The sequence below is a fragment of the Streptomyces sp. NPDC000878 genome (assembly GCF_053599695.1).
On the sequence record NZ_JBSFMT010000013.1, the window covers coordinates 92085 to 106435 of the forward strand.

At 68.5% G+C, this 14351-nt stretch carries 13 protein-coding genes; 2 read left to right on the top strand and 11 right to left on the bottom strand.

Translation table 11 applies throughout. The annotated features are described in order from the left end of the window. Positions 1 to 64: 64 nt before the first annotated feature. From pssA to ACWDR4_RS14820, 9 genes are all read right to left on the bottom strand, one after another. Positions 65 to 886 carry a CDP-diacylglycerol--serine O-phosphatidyltransferase gene (gene pssA / locus ACWDR4_RS14780; protein WP_450408575.1) on the bottom strand — a complete coding sequence of 274 codons (822 nt, stop codon included), beginning with the start codon at positions 884 to 886 and terminating at the stop codon, positions 65 to 67. Between the two features lie 22 nt (positions 887 to 908). After that, a complete protein-coding gene (locus tag ACWDR4_RS14785; protein WP_053747193.1) occupies positions 909 to 1565 on the bottom strand; it encodes a phosphatidylserine decarboxylase in 657 nt (218 codons plus the stop codon). A gap of 169 nt (positions 1566 to 1734) precedes the next feature. After that, positions 1735 to 2940: an acyl-CoA dehydrogenase family protein gene (locus tag ACWDR4_RS14790; RefSeq protein ID WP_405534625.1), complete on the bottom strand. Its 1206-nt coding sequence runs from the start codon at positions 2938 to 2940 to the stop codon at positions 1735 to 1737. Positions 2941 to 2942: 2 nt separating this feature from the next. After that, positions 2943 to 3455 (bottom strand): MaoC family dehydratase, encoded by a 513-nt coding sequence (locus ACWDR4_RS14795; protein ID WP_383950957.1) that lies wholly within the window; start codon positions 3453 to 3455, stop codon positions 2943 to 2945. 5 nt (positions 3456 to 3460) lie between these two features. Continuing rightward, the gene (locus ACWDR4_RS14800) at positions 3461 to 4426 is read right to left on the bottom strand and encodes an HpcH/HpaI aldolase/citrate lyase family protein (protein WP_450408393.1); all 966 of its coding nucleotides are present in this window, start codon (positions 4424 to 4426) and stop codon (positions 3461 to 3463) included. Further along, the gene (locus ACWDR4_RS14805) at positions 4423 to 6450 is read right to left on the bottom strand and encodes a protein meaA (RefSeq protein WP_450408395.1); all 2028 of its coding nucleotides are present in this window, start codon (positions 6448 to 6450) and stop codon (positions 4423 to 4425) included. Before ACWDR4_RS14805 ends, ACWDR4_RS14800 begins: the two co-directional genes overlap by 4 nt. 9 nt (positions 6451 to 6459) lie before the next feature. After that, on the bottom strand, positions 6460 to 7803 hold the full coding sequence (ccrA, locus tag ACWDR4_RS14810; RefSeq protein WP_450408396.1) for a crotonyl-CoA carboxylase/reductase: 1344 nt from the start codon (positions 7801 to 7803) through the stop codon (positions 6460 to 6462). A 409-nt stretch (positions 7804 to 8212) separates the two neighbouring features. Then, positions 8213 to 9025, bottom strand: coding sequence for a TetR family transcriptional regulator (locus tag ACWDR4_RS14815; RefSeq protein WP_450408577.1), 813 nt, complete (start codon positions 9023 to 9025; stop codon positions 8213 to 8215). A 148-nt stretch (positions 9026 to 9173) separates the two neighbouring features. Further along, positions 9174 to 10979: a 3-hydroxyacyl-CoA dehydrogenase family protein gene (locus tag ACWDR4_RS14820; RefSeq protein ID WP_450408398.1), complete on the bottom strand. Its 1806-nt coding sequence runs from the start codon at positions 10977 to 10979 to the stop codon at positions 9174 to 9176. A gap of 357 nt (positions 10980 to 11336) precedes the next feature. On the opposite strand from ACWDR4_RS14820, the gene ACWDR4_RS14825 reads away from it, so the two are divergent. Beyond that, on the top strand, positions 11337 to 11918 hold the full coding sequence (locus tag ACWDR4_RS14825) for an adenylosuccinate lyase (RefSeq protein ID WP_450408401.1): 582 nt from the start codon (positions 11337 to 11339) through the stop codon (positions 11916 to 11918). A gap of 4 nt (positions 11919 to 11922) precedes the next feature. Here the strand turns inward: ACWDR4_RS14825 and ACWDR4_RS14830 are convergent, their stop codons facing one another. Both ACWDR4_RS14830 and ACWDR4_RS14835 read right to left on the bottom strand, forming a co-directional pair. Further along, positions 11923 to 12459: an N-acetyltransferase family protein gene (locus ACWDR4_RS14830; RefSeq protein ID WP_450408403.1), complete on the bottom strand. Its 537-nt coding sequence runs from the start codon at positions 12457 to 12459 to the stop codon at positions 11923 to 11925. A gap of 64 nt (positions 12460 to 12523) precedes the next feature. Continuing rightward, positions 12524 to 13576: an Rv2578c family radical SAM protein gene (locus ACWDR4_RS14835; protein WP_450408404.1), complete on the bottom strand. Its 1053-nt coding sequence runs from the start codon at positions 13574 to 13576 to the stop codon at positions 12524 to 12526. A gap of 206 nt (positions 13577 to 13782) precedes the next feature. Here ACWDR4_RS14835 and ACWDR4_RS14840 point away from each other — a divergent pair, with 206 nt between their 5' ends. Beyond that, entirely contained in the window at positions 13783 to 14226 is a 444-nt protein-coding gene (locus ACWDR4_RS14840) for an SRPBCC family protein (RefSeq protein ID WP_450408407.1), read from the top strand. Positions 14227 to 14351 lie beyond the last annotated feature (125 nt).

A 14351-nucleotide genomic window follows, 5' to 3' on the forward strand; every position in this document is an offset into this window, starting at 1 on the left:
AACGCGGAGGGCCCCGAACCATCATCCGGTTCGGGGCCCTCCGTACAACACACTGCTACGACCGCTACGGCAGCTGCGCCGCCCGTGCCTCGCGGCGGTTGTCGCGGAAGTTGTTCACACGACGTGCCGTGGCGAAGAGCGGGATCACCGCGCCCAGGACGAGCTGCAGGGCGCAGCCGGTCTGGAGGAGCAGCTGGCCGCCGGGGGCGTCGAAGGCCCAGGCCGCCAGGAGGGCCATCCCGGAGACGATCCAGGAGACCATCGCGATCGCGAGCGGACCCCGCGGCTTCGGGTACTCGACCCGGCTCACCATCAGCCAGGCGGTGCCGACGATGGCCATGAGCGTGGCCACGAACGGCAGTTCCAGGAGCACGATCGAGACGACCGTCAGGGCGCCGAAGGGACTCGGCATGCCCTGGAAGGTGCCGTCCTTCACCGTCACACAGGAGAATCTCGCGAGTCTCAGCACGACCGCGAGCAGGACGACGATCGCGCCGACCGCGGCCACCTTCTGGTACGCGTCGTCCGCGACCATGCCGTACACCAGCACGAAGTACGCCGGTGCGAGGCCGAAGCTGATCAGGTCGGAGAGGTTGTCCAGCTCGGCGCCCATGGGGGAGGAGCGCAGCTTGCGGGCGACCAGACCGTCGAACAGGTCGAAGACCGCCGCGCAGAGCATCAGGATCACTGCGGTCGCCGCCGAGTGACGGGCCATGCCCGACTCGTCACTGCCGGTGAGGTGAGGGATCAGGATGCCCGTGGTGGTGAAGTACACCGCCATGAAGCCGCAGGTGGCGTTACCGAGGGTGAGGGTGTCCGCTATTGAGAGGCGGAGAGAAAGAGGCATCTCCTCCTCGTCGTCACCCACCTGGTCGGCCTCCGGCACCCAGCCGGCCTGTGTCTCGGGATCAATCACGGTCAATGCGAGTCACCCCTGCCACCGTCTTCTGGCCGACCTCGACCGCGACCTCGACACCCTCGGGGAGGTAGATGTCGACGCGCGAGCCGAAGCGGATCAGGCCGATCCGGTCGCCCTGCTCGACCTTCGTGCCCTGCGGGACGTACGGGACGATGCGGCGAGCGACCGCACCGGCGATCTGGATCATCTCGATGTCACCGAGTTCGGTGTCGAAGTGCCAGACGACTCTCTCGTTGTTCTCGCTCTCCTTGTTGAACGCCGGAACGAACCCGCCGGGGATGTGCTCGACGGATGTCACCGTGCCGGAGAGGGGCGCGCGGTTGACGTGTACGTTGAGCGGGCTCATGAAGATCGCGACGCGGGTGCGGCCGTCCTTCCACGGCATGATGCTCTGCACCACACCGTCGGCGGGAGAGATGACCCGGCCCTGGGTGATCTCGCGCTCGGGGTCACGGAAGAACCACAGCATGCCCGCCGCCAGCGCGGTGGCGGGTACGGCCACGGCCTTGGCGGCGCCGGACTTGCGCGCGCGTACCAGGCTGAGGGCTGCGGTGGCGACGGTCGGGAGGAGCCACGGCGATGCTCCGCGCGCCAGGCGTACGCCTGCCAGGCTGTCGCGAGGTGCAGAGGTTTGGCTGTGGGGCATGGATGACCTTCGTAGCGGATGATGCCGCGCTGTATCAGGGGACGGCGGCTTTCCGGCGATCGTAGCGGCTCACAGCCACAACTGGGTAAGCCAGGAAGCCGAGTCGGCGGCTGAAGAGTGCTGACGGGGTGTGATCTTCTTCTCGAAGAAAACACCCCGAACCGGACAATCAGCCCTGGAATTTGTACTCTTCGAGCAACCTGCGCCCGATGATCATTTTCTGGATCTCGGCGGTACCTTCGCCGATCAGCAGCATCGGGGCCTCGCGGTAGAGGCGCTCGATCTCGTACTCCTTGGAGAAGCCGTAGCCGCCGTGGATCCGGAAGGCGTCCTCCACGACCTCTTTGCAGTACTCGGAGGCGAGGTACTTCGCCATCCCTGCCTCAAGGTCGTTTCGTTCTCCCGAGTCCTTTTTGCGTGCCGCGTTCACCATCATCGCATGCGCGGCCTCGACCTTGGTAGCCATCTCGGCCAGCTTGAACTGGATGGCCTGGTGCTGGGCGATCGGCTTGCCGAAAGTGTGACGCTGCTGGGCATACGAGACACCCAGCTCGAACGCACGCTGAGCGACCCCGCAACCACGTGCGGCCACGTTGACGCGACCCACCTCGACGCCGTCCATCATTTGGTAAAAACCCCGGCCGGTGGCGCCGCCGAGGACGCGATCGGCCGGAATGCGCAGTCCGTCCATGATGAGTTCGGTGGTGTCGACGCCCTTGTAACCCATCTTGTCGATCTTCCCGGGGATGGTGAGCCCGGGCCGGACCTCACCGAAGCCCGCCTCCTTCTCGACCAGGAAGGTGGTCATCGACTTGTGGGGCGCGGTCCCCTCCGGGTGTCCTTCGTCACTTCGGACGAGTACGGCGACCAGAGTGGACGTTCCGCCGTTCGTCAGCCACATCTTCTGGCCGTTGAGGACGTACTCGTCACCGTCCTTGACCGCCTTCGAGGTGATCGCCGACACGTCGGAGCCGAGCCCCGGCTCCGACATCGAGAAGGCGCCGCGGATCTCGCCCAGCGCCATCTTCGGCAGGAAGTGGTCCTTCTGCTCCTGCGTGCCGTGCTGCTTGAGCATGTACGCCACGATGAAGTGCGTGTTGATGATCCCGGAGACCGACATCCAGCCGCGCGCGATCTCCTCGACGCACAGCGCGTACGTCAGGAGCGACTCGCCCAGACCGCCGTACTCCTCGGGGATCATCAGGCCGAACAGGCCCAACTCCTTGAGGCCGTCGACGATTTGCTGCGGATACTCGTCGCGGTGCTCCAACTCGGTCGCGACCGGGAGGATCTCCTTGTCCACGAAGTCCCGGACCGTGGACAGGATCTCCTGCTGGATGTCGGTCAGACCGGCGGTCTGGGCGAGTCGCGCCATGGCTACTTCTCCTGCTCCTTGAGCTGGGGCCGGCCGGGCTGTTCGCCGCCGCGCTCCTTGATGTACGTCTCGGTGGGCACCATCACCTTGCGGCGGAACACGCAGACCAGCGTGCCGTCCTGCTTGTAGCCCTTGGTCTCCACGTAGACGATCCCGCGGTCGTTCTTCGACCGGGAGGGCGTCTTGTCGAGGACCGTCGTCTCGCCGTAGATCGTGTCGCCGTGGAAGGTCGGCGCCACGTGCTTCAGCGACTCGATCTCCAGGTTCGCGATCGCCTTGCCCGACACGTCCGGCACGGACATGCCCAGGAGCAGGGAGTAGATGTAGTTGCCGACCACGACGTTCTTGCCGAAGTCCGTCGTGTTCTCGGCGTAGTTGGCGTCCATGTGGAGCGGGTGGTGGTTCATCGTCAGGAGACAGAAGAGGTGGTCGTCGTACTCCGTGACCGTCTTCCCGGGCCAGTGTTTGTAGACCGCCCCGACCTCGAACTCCTCGTAGGTGCGTCCGAACTGCATGGCGCTCAGGCCTCCGGGGCTTCGAACTTGGACGTGCGCTCCATGCCGGCGGCCCGGCCCTTGCCCGAGATGACCAGCGCCATCTTGCGGCTGGCCTCGTCGATCATCTCGTCGCCGAGCATCGCGGAGCCCTTCTTCCCGCCCGCCTCGGACGTGTAGAAGTCGTAGGCGTCCAGAATCAGTTCGGCGTGGTCGAAGTCCTCCTGCGAGGGCGAGAAGATCTCGTTGGACGCCTCGACCTGGCCCGGGTGCAGCACCCACTTGCCGTCGAAGCCGAGCGCGGCGGCGCGCTGCGCGACCTCGCGGTAGCCGTCGATGTTGCGGATCTGCAGGTAGGGGCCGTCGATCGCCTGGAGGTTGTTGGCGCGGGCGGCCATCAGGATCTTCATCAGGATGTAGTGGTAGGCGTCCGCCGGGTAGCCGGGCGGCTGCTCGCCCACGACCAGCGACTTCATGTTGATCGACGCCATGAAGTCGGCCGGGCCGAAGATGATCGTCTCGACGCGCTGCGAGGCTGTCGCGATCTCGTTGACGTTGTTGAGACCCTGCGCGTTCTCGATCTGCGCCTCGATGCCGATCTTGCCGACCTCGAAGCCCATCGTCTTCTCGATCTGCGTCAGCAGCAGGTCGAGGGCGACGACCTGCTGGGCGGTCTGCACCTTCGGCAGCATGATGCAGTCGAGGTTCTGACCGGCCCCCTCGACGACCGTGACGACATCGCGGTACGTCCACTCCGTCGTCCAGTCGTTGACGCGCACGACCCTCGTCTTGCCCGTCCAGTCGCCCTCGTTGAGGAACTTGACGATGGTGTGCCGCGCCTCGGGCTTGGCGAGCGGCGCGCACGCGTCCTCCAGGTCCAGGAAGACCTGGTCGGCCGGCAGCCCCTGGGCCTTCTCCAGGAAGCGGGGGTTGCTCCCCGGGACGGCCAGACAGGAGCGGCGCGGACGCAGACGGTTGACGGGCGTGGTCATGCGGGGACCTCCAGGGGGTCGAGCTTGTTCGCTTTCCGGATCTCGTCGACGATGCGGCCGATGATTCCGGTGATGTCGAAGTCCTTCGGGGTGAAGACCGCGGCCACGCCCGCAGCCTTCAGCTGTTCGGCGTCACCATTGGGGATGATCCCACCGGCGATGACGGGTATATCTGTGGCACCGGCCACACGGAGGCGTTCCAGTACGTCCGGCACGAGCTGGGCGTGCGAGCCGGACAGGATGGACAGGCCGACCGCGTGCACGTCCTCTTCGAGGGCCGCGTCCACGATCTGCTCCGGGGTGAGCCGGATGCCCTGGTAGACCACCTCGAACCCGGCGTCACGGGCCCGCACGGCGATCTGTTCGGCCCCGTTGGAGTGCCCGTCAAGGCCCGGCTTGCCCACCAGGAAGCGGAGATTGCCGACGCCCATCTCCTTCGCCGTGTCCGCGACCCTGCGCCGGACCAGCGCCATCGCGGTGCCCTCCTCGGCGGTCACCGCGACCGGCGCGGACGAGACCCCGGTCGGCGCCCGGAACTCTCCGAACACCTCGCGCAGGGCCCCGGCCCACTCACCGGTCGTGACCCCGGCGCGGGCGCACTCCAGGGTTGCCTCCATGAGGTTGGCGGTGCCCTTCGCGGCCTCCTTGAGCCGCTCCAGCGCCTTGCAGGGGCGCGGATGGTTGAAGGGCGGCTGGTAGCGCGTGTCGCGCCATCCCTGGAGCGCCGTCGTCACCCGTGCCTCGACGGCCGGGTCGACCGTCTGGATCGCCGCGTCGAGGTCCGCCGTGAGCGGGTTCGGCTCGGTCGACTCGAAGATGTTGACGCCCACGATCTTCTCTTGACCGGACTCGATACGAGCCCGGCGCTCGGCGTGGGACGCCACGAGCTGCGACTTCAGATACCCCGACTCGACGGCGGCCATCGCGCCGCCCATCTCCTGGATCCGCCCGATCTCGGCGAGCGACTCCTCGACCAGCTCGGCCACCTTCTTCTCGACCACGTGCGACCCGGCGAAGATGTCCTCGTACTCCAGCAGATCGCTCTCATAGGCGAGCACCTGCTGCATGCGCAGCGACCACTGCTGGTCCCAGGGCCGGGGGAGCCCCAGCGCCTCGTTCCAGGCGGGGAGCTGGACGGCACGCGCGCGTGCGTCCTTCGACAGCGTCACCGCCAGCATCTCCAGCACGATCCGCTGGACGTTGTTCTCCGGCTGCGCCTCGGTCAGCCCGAGGGAGTTGACCTGCACGCCGTACCGGAAACGCCGCTGCTTGGGGTTCTCGATGCCGTAGCGCTCTTGGGTGACCTGGTCCCAGATCCGCCCGAAGGCCCGTAGCTTGCACATCTCCTCGATGAACCGGACACCCGCGTTCACGAAGAAGGAGATACGGGCGACGACATCACCGAACTTCTCGGCGGGCACCTGCCCCGAGTCGCGTACGGCGTCGAGGACCGCGATGGCCGTCGACATGGCGTACGCGATCTCCTGGACCGGGGTCGCCCCCGCCTCCTGGAGGTGATAGCTGCATATGTTGATCGGGTTCCACTTGGGGATGTGGTTGACCGTGTAGCAGATCATGTCCGTCGTCAGCCGGAGCGAGGGTCCCGGAGGGAACACATGTGTGCCCCGGGACAGGTACTCCTTGACGATGTCGTTCTGGGTCGTCCCCTGGAGCGTGGTGATGTCGACACCCTGCTCCTCGGCGACGACCTGGTAGAGCGCCAGCAGCCACATGGCGGTGGCGTTGATCGTCATCGAGGTGTTCATCTGGTCCAGGGGGATGTCCTGGAACAGCCGGCGCATGTCACCGAGGTGCGAGACGGGCACGCCGACCCGGCCGACCTCGCCGCGGGCGAGGATGTGGTCGGGGTCGTACCCGGTCTGGGTCGGCAGGTCGAAGGCCACCGACAGACCTGTCTGGCCCTTGGCGAGGTTGCGCCGGTACAACTCGTTGGACGCCTCGGCCGTGGAGTGACCGGCGTACGTGCGCATGAGCCACGGCCGGTCCTTCTGACGCTCGCTCATCGACGCCTCTCAGATGTTCCGGAAGCGGTTGATGGCGTCGATGTGCTGGGCGCGCTTCTCCTCGTCGCGCACACCGAGGCCTTCCTCGGGGGCGAGGCACAGGACGCCGACCTTGCCCTGGTGGAGGTTGCGGTGGACGTCGTACGCGGCCTGCCCGGTCTCCTCCAGGGAGTAGACCTTGGACAGGGTGGGGTGGATCTTGCCCTTGGCGACCAGGCGGTTGGCCTCCCAGGCCTCGCGGTAGTTGGCGAAGTGGGAGCCGATGATGCGCTTCAGGGACATCCACAGGTAGCGGTTGTCGTACTCGTGGTTGAAGCCCGAGGTGGAGGCGCAGGTGACGATCGTGCCGCCCTTGCGGGTGACGTAGACCGAGGCGCCGAAGGTCTCGCGGCCGGGGTGCTCGAAGACGATGTCGACGTCCTCGCCGCCGGTCAGCTCACGGATGCGCTTGCCGAACCGCTTCCACTCGCGCGGGTCCTGGTGGTGCTCGTCCGCCCAGAACTTGTAGTCCTCGGCGTTGCGGTCGATGATCGCCTCGGCGCCCATCCTCCGGCAGATGTCCGCCTTCTGCTCGCTGGAGACGACACAGATGGGGTTGGCGCCGCCGGCCAGTGCGAACTGCGTGGCGTACGAGCCCAGGCCGCCGCTCGCGCCCCAGATGAGGACGTTGTCGCCCTGCTTCATCCCGGCGCCGTTGCGCGACACCAGCTGGCGGTACGCGGTGGAGTTGACCAGACCGGGTGCGGCGGCCTCCTCCCACGACAGGTGGTCCGGCTTGGGCATCAGCTGGTTGGACTTGACAAGTGCGACCTCTGCCAGCCCGCCGAAGTTCGTCTCGAAGCCCCAGATGCGCTGCTCGGGGTCGAGCATCGTGTCGTTGTGCCCGTCGGAGGACTCCAGCTCGACGCTCAGGCAGTGCGCGACGACCTCGTCGCCGGGCTTCCAGGAGTTGACTCCGGGACCGGTGCGCAGGACGACGCCCGCGAGGTCGGAACCGATGACGTGGTACGGCAGATCGTGCCGCTTGGTCAGCTCGCTGAGACGGCCGTAGCGCTCCAGGAAGCCGAAGGTCGACAGCGGCTCGAAGATCGACGTCCAGACCGAGTTGTAGTTGACGCTCGATGCCATGACGGCCACCAGGGCCTCGCCCGGGCCGAGTTCCGGCACCGGGACGTCGTCCAGGTGGATCGACTTACGGGGGTCCTTGTCGCGGGTTTCGAGGCCCGCGAACATGTCCGTCTCGTCCTTGTGCACGGTGATCGCACGGTACGACTCGGGAAGCTGAATGGCGGCGAAGTCGGCCGGAGTCGAGTCCGGCGACTGGATCGCGTCCAGGATGTCCTTCACGGTCACGGTGTTGCCTCCGGCGAATGGCGTCTTGAGGGAAGACGCTGAGGGTTACGTCGGTGCTGCTGAGGGTTTGGGTGAGACGTGCCGTCGGTTCGGCGGTGATGTTTCGGCAGCGCGTGGTGGCGCGGGAGGTTGCCTGTGACGCAGGCGTCCGGGCGCGCAGACACGTGGTTTGCGGGGACAGCCGGCGTACGAATGGTCTCTGCACGCCGGCCGCCCGGACACCTTCACGGTATGGCACCCCGTGTCAGCTAGCAAGGCACTGGGTGCCAGAAAGTGGCCTCAAATGAAATCTTTACGTAACAAATGAGCGATGATCGATCAGGGCTGCGGCCGAGTAGCCCGCGCGGGCGCACAGAAGAGGCGGGCCGCATCCGCCGCGACCCGCCTGTTCCCTCGTTGCGACGCTCCGCTACGAGCGTTCCTTCAGCGCCTGCTCGATCGTCCGCATCACCTCGTCGAGCGGCGCGTCGGTCCGCGCGACCGCCACCAGCACCTCGCCCTGCGAGGTCACCGAGGCCGGCACCGTCCGGGGCGCGGTGTCGCGCCCGGCCCCGATGCCTGTGCCGAAGGTCTTCCGTACGATCCCGAAGGCGTGGTCGAGCTGGGTCTCCACGTCGCCCTGGCCGCCCGCCCGCAGCCAGCGCCGCAGGACGTGGTTGTGTGCGGTGACGACGGCCGACGCGGCGACCTCGGCCAGCAGCGGGTCGTCGTTCGCGTCGTCGTCGTGGGCGTGCTCGTCGAAGTGGCCCAGGAGATAGCGGGTGAAGAGGCGTTCGTAGCGGGCGACCGACGCGATCTCCGCCTCCCGCAGGGTGGGGACCTCGCGCGTCAGCTTGTAGCGGGCGACCGAGATCTCCGGCCGGGCCGCGTACATCTTCATGACTTCCTTGATGCCGCGGCACACGGTGTCGAGCGGATGCTCGTGCGCGGGTGCCGCGTTGAGCACCGCCTCGGCCCGGATCAACGTGTCGTCGTGGTCCGGGAAGATCGCCTCTTCCTTGGAGCGGAAGTGCCGGAAGAAGGTACGGCGGGCCACGCCGGCCCGGGCCGCGATCTCGTCGACGGTGGTGCCTTCGTAGCCCTTGGTCGAGAACAGCTCCATCGCCGCCGCCGCCAGCTCTCGGCGCATCTTGAGTCGCTGGGCGGCGGCGCGGCTGCCCGCGGCGCTTTCCGGCGCGTCGGGAGTGGCTGGGGTACGGGAGGACTTGGCGGCCTGGGACATGACCCGAACGTACTGCATGTGTGCAGGGTGGCGCGCACGTCCCGGACCACCCCCGCCCTGGGTGGGCGGGGGTGCCGAGGCCGGGTCGAGCAGTCCGCCCCAGTCGTCCTTCTGTCCGAAGACGTGCTCGAACCGGTCGCCCTCCCCGTCAGCGGCGGGCATATTCGCGGAAGCCGCGGCCCGTCTTGCGGCCGAGGCAGCCCGCGGCCACCAGATGCTCCAGGAGCGGCGCGGGGGCCAGGCCGGGGTCCCGGAACTCGCGGTGCAGGACCTTCTCGATCGCCAGGGAGACGTCCAGCCCGACCACGTCCAGCAGCTCGAACGGGCCCATCGGGTAGCCGCCGCCCAGCTTCATCGCCGCGTCAATGTCGTCAAGAGATGCATAGTGCTCCTGCACCATCTTGATCGCGTTGTTGAGATACGGGAAAAGCAGTGCGTTGACGATGAATCCGGCCCGGTCGCCACAGTCCACGGCATGCTTCTTGATCTTGACGCAGACCTCGCGGACCGTTGAGTGGACGTCGTCGGCCGTCAACACCGTACGGACGACCTCGACCAGCTTCATCGCCGGCGCCGGGTTGAAGAAGTGCATGCCGATCACGTCCTGCGGACGCGAGGTGGCACGGGCGCAGGCGATGACCGGCAGGGACGACGTCGTGGTGGCGAGCACCGCGCCCGGCTTGCAGACCTTGTCCAGCGTCGCGAACAGCTGCTGCTTGATCTCCAGGTCCTCGGCGACGGCCTCGACGGCCAGATCGACGTCCGCGAAGGCGTCGTACGAGCCCGCCGCGGTGATCCGGTCGAGGGTCTGCGCGGCGGCCTCGGCGGTGAGACGGCCCTTGTCGACGGAGCGCGCCAGCGACTTGCCGATCCTGGCCTTGGCGGTCTGGGCCTTCTCCTCGCTCCGGGCGGCCAGGACCACCTCGTACCCGGCCTTGGCGAAGACCTCCGCGATGCCCGAGGCCATGGTCCCCGAGCCGGCGACACCGACGGAGCGGACCGTGCGGCCGGGGGTCTCGGAGGCGCCGGAGAGCGGGGTCAGGGCGTCCGCCACGACCGTCGCGCTGCCGGGTGCCTCGTACGAGTAGAAGCCGCGCCCCGACTTCCTGCCGGTCAGGCCCGCCTCGCTGAGCTGCTTGAGGACGGGCGCCGGGGCGTGCAGCCGGTCGTGGGACTCGGCGTACATGGCCTCCAGGACCGTACGGGCCGTGTCGACGCCGATCAGGTCGAGCAGGGCGAGCGGGCCCATCGGCAGCCCGCAGCCGAGCCGCATCGCCGCGTCGATGTCCTCCCGGGAGGCGTACTTCGCCTCGTACATCGCGGCGGCCTGGTTGAGATAGCCGAACAGCAGTCCGTCGGCGACGAATCCGGGGCGGTCGCCGACCGCGACGGGCTCCTTGCCCAGCTCGATCGCCAGATCGGTGACCGCGGCGACGGCCTGCGGTGCGGTCAGCACCGACGAGACCACCTCGACCAGCTTCATCGCAGGCGCCGGGTTGAAGAAGTGCAGGCCCAGGACGCGCTCGGGGCGCGCGGAATCGGCCGCGAGGCGGGTCACGGAGAGAGCGTTGGTGCCGGTCGCGAGGATCGTCTCGGGGCGCACGATGTCGTCGAGGGCGCGGAAGATCTGGTGCTTGATCTCGTACGACTCCGGCGCCACCTCGATGACCAGGTCGGCGTCGGCCGCCGCGCGCAGGTCGGTGGAGGTGCGGAAGCGGGCGAGCAGGTCCGCGCGCTCCTGTTCGGTGAGCCGGCCGCGCACCACGGCACGGGCGGTCGAGGACTCCAGGGCGGCGACGGCCTTCGCGGCCGTGGCCTCGCTGATGTCGATGCCGACGACCTCGCGGCCGGCGCGGGTGAGGACCTCGGTGATGCCGGTGCCCATCGTGCCGAGGCCGACCACGGCGACGGTCATCAGTGGGGACGCAGAGGTGTGGGACAGGGGAGTGGCCATCGCGGGACTCCAGGAATGAGGGTGGTGACGACTGGGAGCACGACGGGTGCGCCGAGGGGGCGCACCGGGTGCGAGAAGGAGTGCGGGTGTTGCCGGGCTGCGAGCGCACACGCCCGGAGAAAGGTGGATCCGACCGGCCCTGTCCCAAAGCCGTGCCGTACTGCGGTACTTGACGTACCGAACCGACCAGCACTCACGACGGCTGCGTCACCAGGCCGTCGTAAGCAATCATGCGAGTGGGTAACTCGCTCGTCTGAGCTTAACCGGTGGGTAACGAGCGCGCCAGCCCCCGAATTTGTGATGTACGTCCCGAGATCCTGCCCACGCGGCCCTGTTCCCGCACCTAATCTCGGCTTCATGGACGAAGAGTTGCGATCACTCACGGAGCGCTTACGGGCCGAGGCCGGGGCAGGTGCCTCGAAGGTGTACGAGGACCTGGCGGCGACCGAGGACCAGGACGCGCTGGCCGATGTCCTCACCGCGCCCGGACAGCCGCTCTGGGCAAGGGAGTTGGCCGCCTTCCGGCTCGGACTCGTGGGGGACCGGCGCGCCTTCGAGGCCCTCGTCCTCCTCCTCAACCACCGTGACCCGCAGCGCTGCGCCTCCGCCGCGTACGCCCTGGCCCGCCTCGGCGACCCGCGCACGGCCCGCGCGGCAGCCGCCCTCGCGACCAACGAACTGCGCGTCGCCTACGCCCTGCACCCGGTCCGGCTGCTGGCCGAGCTGCATGCCCCCGAGTCCGTGCCCGCGCTGATCACCACCCTGGCCCGCCGCCTGAAACCCCACGACCCCTACCGGCGGGTGGCGCTCGCCTGTGTGGAGGGGCTGGGCACGCTGGGGGACCGGCGCGCGGCCCCGGTCCTGAACGAGGCCCTCGCGCACCCGGCCCTCGCCGAGGCGGCGGTGCACGCACTGGCGCGCATCCCCAAGCAGAGGTGAGCCGTCAGCCGGGCAGCACGCGCGCGTACCGCACCTCCGGTACGGCGACCCCGTCCACGTCGAAGGGTTCCTCGGCGCCGTCGGCCGTGAACCCCGCCCGCTCGTAGAACCGTCGTGCGCGGTCGTTGCCCTTGAGGACCCACAGGAGCATGCGCCGGTGCCCGGCATCGGCGCACCGCCGCACCGACTCCCGCAGCAGCGCCGGCCCGACCCCGGCGCCGAACTGCCCGACGTCCACGTAGATCGCGTACAACTCGGCGTCCTCGGTGCGGAACTCGCCGTCCCGGTAGGGCCCGTGACAGGCCCAGCCGACGACTCCGCCGGCCCGCTCGGCGACCAGATTGACGACCTCCGACCTGGCCCCCACGAAGAACGTACGCCGCCGCTCGGCGTCCTCCGCCACGCTGAGGGCGTCGAGATACGGCTGCGGCATCAGGCCCTTGTAGGCGTGCTGCCAGCCCCGGATGCGGATCTCGGAGACGCGCTCGCAGTCGTCGAGGGTCATCTCGCGGACGAGGATCGGGTCGTTCGGGTCGTTCATGGCGGCACCCTAGGCGTACCGGACGCGCGGGGACCTCCGAATTTTCGGGCCCTGGGCCGGGTCCTCAGAGGAGGGTCAGTTGGACCGGCTCGGGTACCGAGGGCCCGGGCGCGACGGGGTCGGTCTCGACGGGCGGCGGAATCCTGCGGGGCATCCCCGCGCGCGTGGGGCCTATCCCGTACTCCTGGGCCAGGTCGTGGACCTGGCGGGTGATCCGGCGCTGGTACCACTTGGGGGCGTAGGCGCCCTCCGCGTACAGCCGCTCGTACCGGCGCACCAGATGCGGGTGGTGGTGCGCGAGCCAGGCCATGTACCACTCGCGGGCGCCGGGGCGCAGATGCAGCACCAGCGGGGTCACGGAGGTCGCCCCGGCGGCGGCGATCGCCCGCACCGTGTCCCGCAGTTGAGCCGGGTGGTCGCTGAGGAAGGGCAGCACCGGGGCCATCAGCACCCCGCAGCCGATGCCGTGCTCGCCCAGCGTCCGTACGACGTCCAGGCGCCGTTCCGGAGCGGGTGTGCCCGGCTCGACCGTGCGCCACAGTGCGGGGTCGGTGAAGCCGACGGAGACGGAGATACCGACGTCCGTGACCTGCGACGCCTGCACCAGGAGGTCGAGGTCGCGCAGGATCAGCGTGCCCTTCGTCAGGATCGAGAAGGGGTTCGCGTGGTCGCGGAGGGCGCTGAGGATGCCCGGCATCAGCCGGTAGCGGCCCTCCGCGCGCTGGTAGCAGTCGACGTTGGTGCCCATCGCGATGTGCTCGCCCAGCCAGCGGCGTGAGCCGAGTTGGCGGCGCAGCAGCTCCGGCGCGTTCACCTTGACGACGATCTGGGAGTCGAAGCCGAGACCGGTGTCGAGGTCCAGATAACTGTGCGTCTTGCGGGCGAAGCAGTACACGCACGCGTGCGTGCAGCCCCGGTACGGGTTCACCGTCCACTCGAACGGCATGCGGGAGGCCCCCGGCACCCGGTTGATGATCGAACGGGCCCGGATCTCGTGGAAGGTGATTCCGCGGAACTCGGGGGAGTCGAAGGTACGGGTGGTCACCGCGTCCGCGCCGAACAACGCGGCGTCGGCCGGGCCGGAGCCGGACTCCACTGTGAGGTTCTCCCAGCGCATGACACCTCCTCGGTAGCACTGACCCCAGAATAGAACACATGTTCCCTTGATCGTGCGATCGTATGTTCGAGTCTTGTGAAGCTCTTCGCCGGTCCCCTCGCCGGTCCCCTCGCCGGTCCCCTTGGGGCACCCCGATTTGGGCGGCCGGGCGGCGGGGTGGTTGGGTGAGCGCGAACCCCCGAACACCCAGCTGCTGGAGGAACGCAATGGCGCAGGTCGAGGCCACCACGGAGCGCATCGTCGCGGCGGACGCGGAGACGGTGTTCGACGCCCTCGCCGACTACAACGGCACCCGCCCGACGGTGCTGTCCGAGCAGTTCAGCGAGTACGAGGTGCGCGAGGGCGGCGACGGCGAGGGCACCCTCGTCCACTGGAAGCTCCAGGCCACCAGCAAGCGCGTCCGTGACTGCCTCCTGGAGGTCAGTGAGCCCACCGACGGCGAACTCGTCGAGAAGGACCGCAACTCCTCGATGGTCACCACCTGGCGCGTCACCCCGGCCGGCGAGGGCAAGTCGCGGGTCGTCGTCACCAGCGTCTGGGACGGCGCCGGCGGCATCGGCGGCTTCTTCGAGCGGACCTTCGCCCCCAAGGGCCTCGCCCGTATCTACGACGCCGTCCTCGACAAGCTCGCCACCGAGGTGGAGAAGTAGCCCAAGGGGCAAACCCCTCAAGGGGCGTTGGCTCGCGCCTTCGTACCCCTCACCGGTTCGAGTGGATCTCCGCCCCCGTGCACCGGTACGCCGTAACTCGTCGCGCTTGCTCACAGTTGTCGCCC

Coding starts and splice junctions, on each gene's coding strand:
- ACWDR4_RS14785 (WP_053747193.1), bottom strand. CDS start 1,565: ATGCCCCACAGCCAAACCTCTGCACCTCGCGACAGCCTGGCAGGCGTA.
- ACWDR4_RS14790 (WP_405534625.1), bottom strand. CDS start 2,940: ATGGCGCGACTCGCCCAGACCGCCGGTCTGACCGACATCCAGCAGGAG.
- ACWDR4_RS14795 (WP_383950957.1), bottom strand. CDS start 3,455: ATGCAGTTCGGACGCACCTACGAGGAGTTCGAGGTCGGGGCGGTCTAC.
- ACWDR4_RS14800 (WP_450408393.1), bottom strand. CDS start 4,426: ATGACCACGCCCGTCAACCGTCTGCGTCCGCGCCGCTCCTGTCTGGCC.
- ACWDR4_RS14805 (WP_450408395.1), bottom strand. CDS start 6,450: ATGAGCGAGCGTCAGAAGGACCGGCCGTGGCTCATGCGCACGTACGCC.
- ACWDR4_RS14815 (WP_450408577.1), bottom strand. CDS start 9,025: ATGTCCCAGGCCGCCAAGTCCTCCCGTACCCCAGCCACTCCCGACGCG.
- ACWDR4_RS14820 (WP_450408398.1), bottom strand. CDS start 10,979: ATGGCCACTCCCCTGTCCCACACCTCTGCGTCCCCACTGATGACCGTC.
- ACWDR4_RS14825 (WP_450408401.1), top strand. CDS start 11,337: ATGGACGAAGAGTTGCGATCACTCACGGAGCGCTTACGGGCCGAGGCC.
- ACWDR4_RS14830 (WP_450408403.1), bottom strand. CDS start 12,459: ATGAACGACCCGAACGACCCGATCCTCGTCCGCGAGATGACCCTCGAC.
- ACWDR4_RS14835 (WP_450408404.1), bottom strand. CDS start 13,576: ATGCGCTGGGAGAACCTCACAGTGGAGTCCGGCTCCGGCCCGGCCGAC.
- ACWDR4_RS14840 (WP_450408407.1), top strand. CDS start 13,783: ATGGCGCAGGTCGAGGCCACCACGGAGCGCATCGTCGCGGCGGACGCG.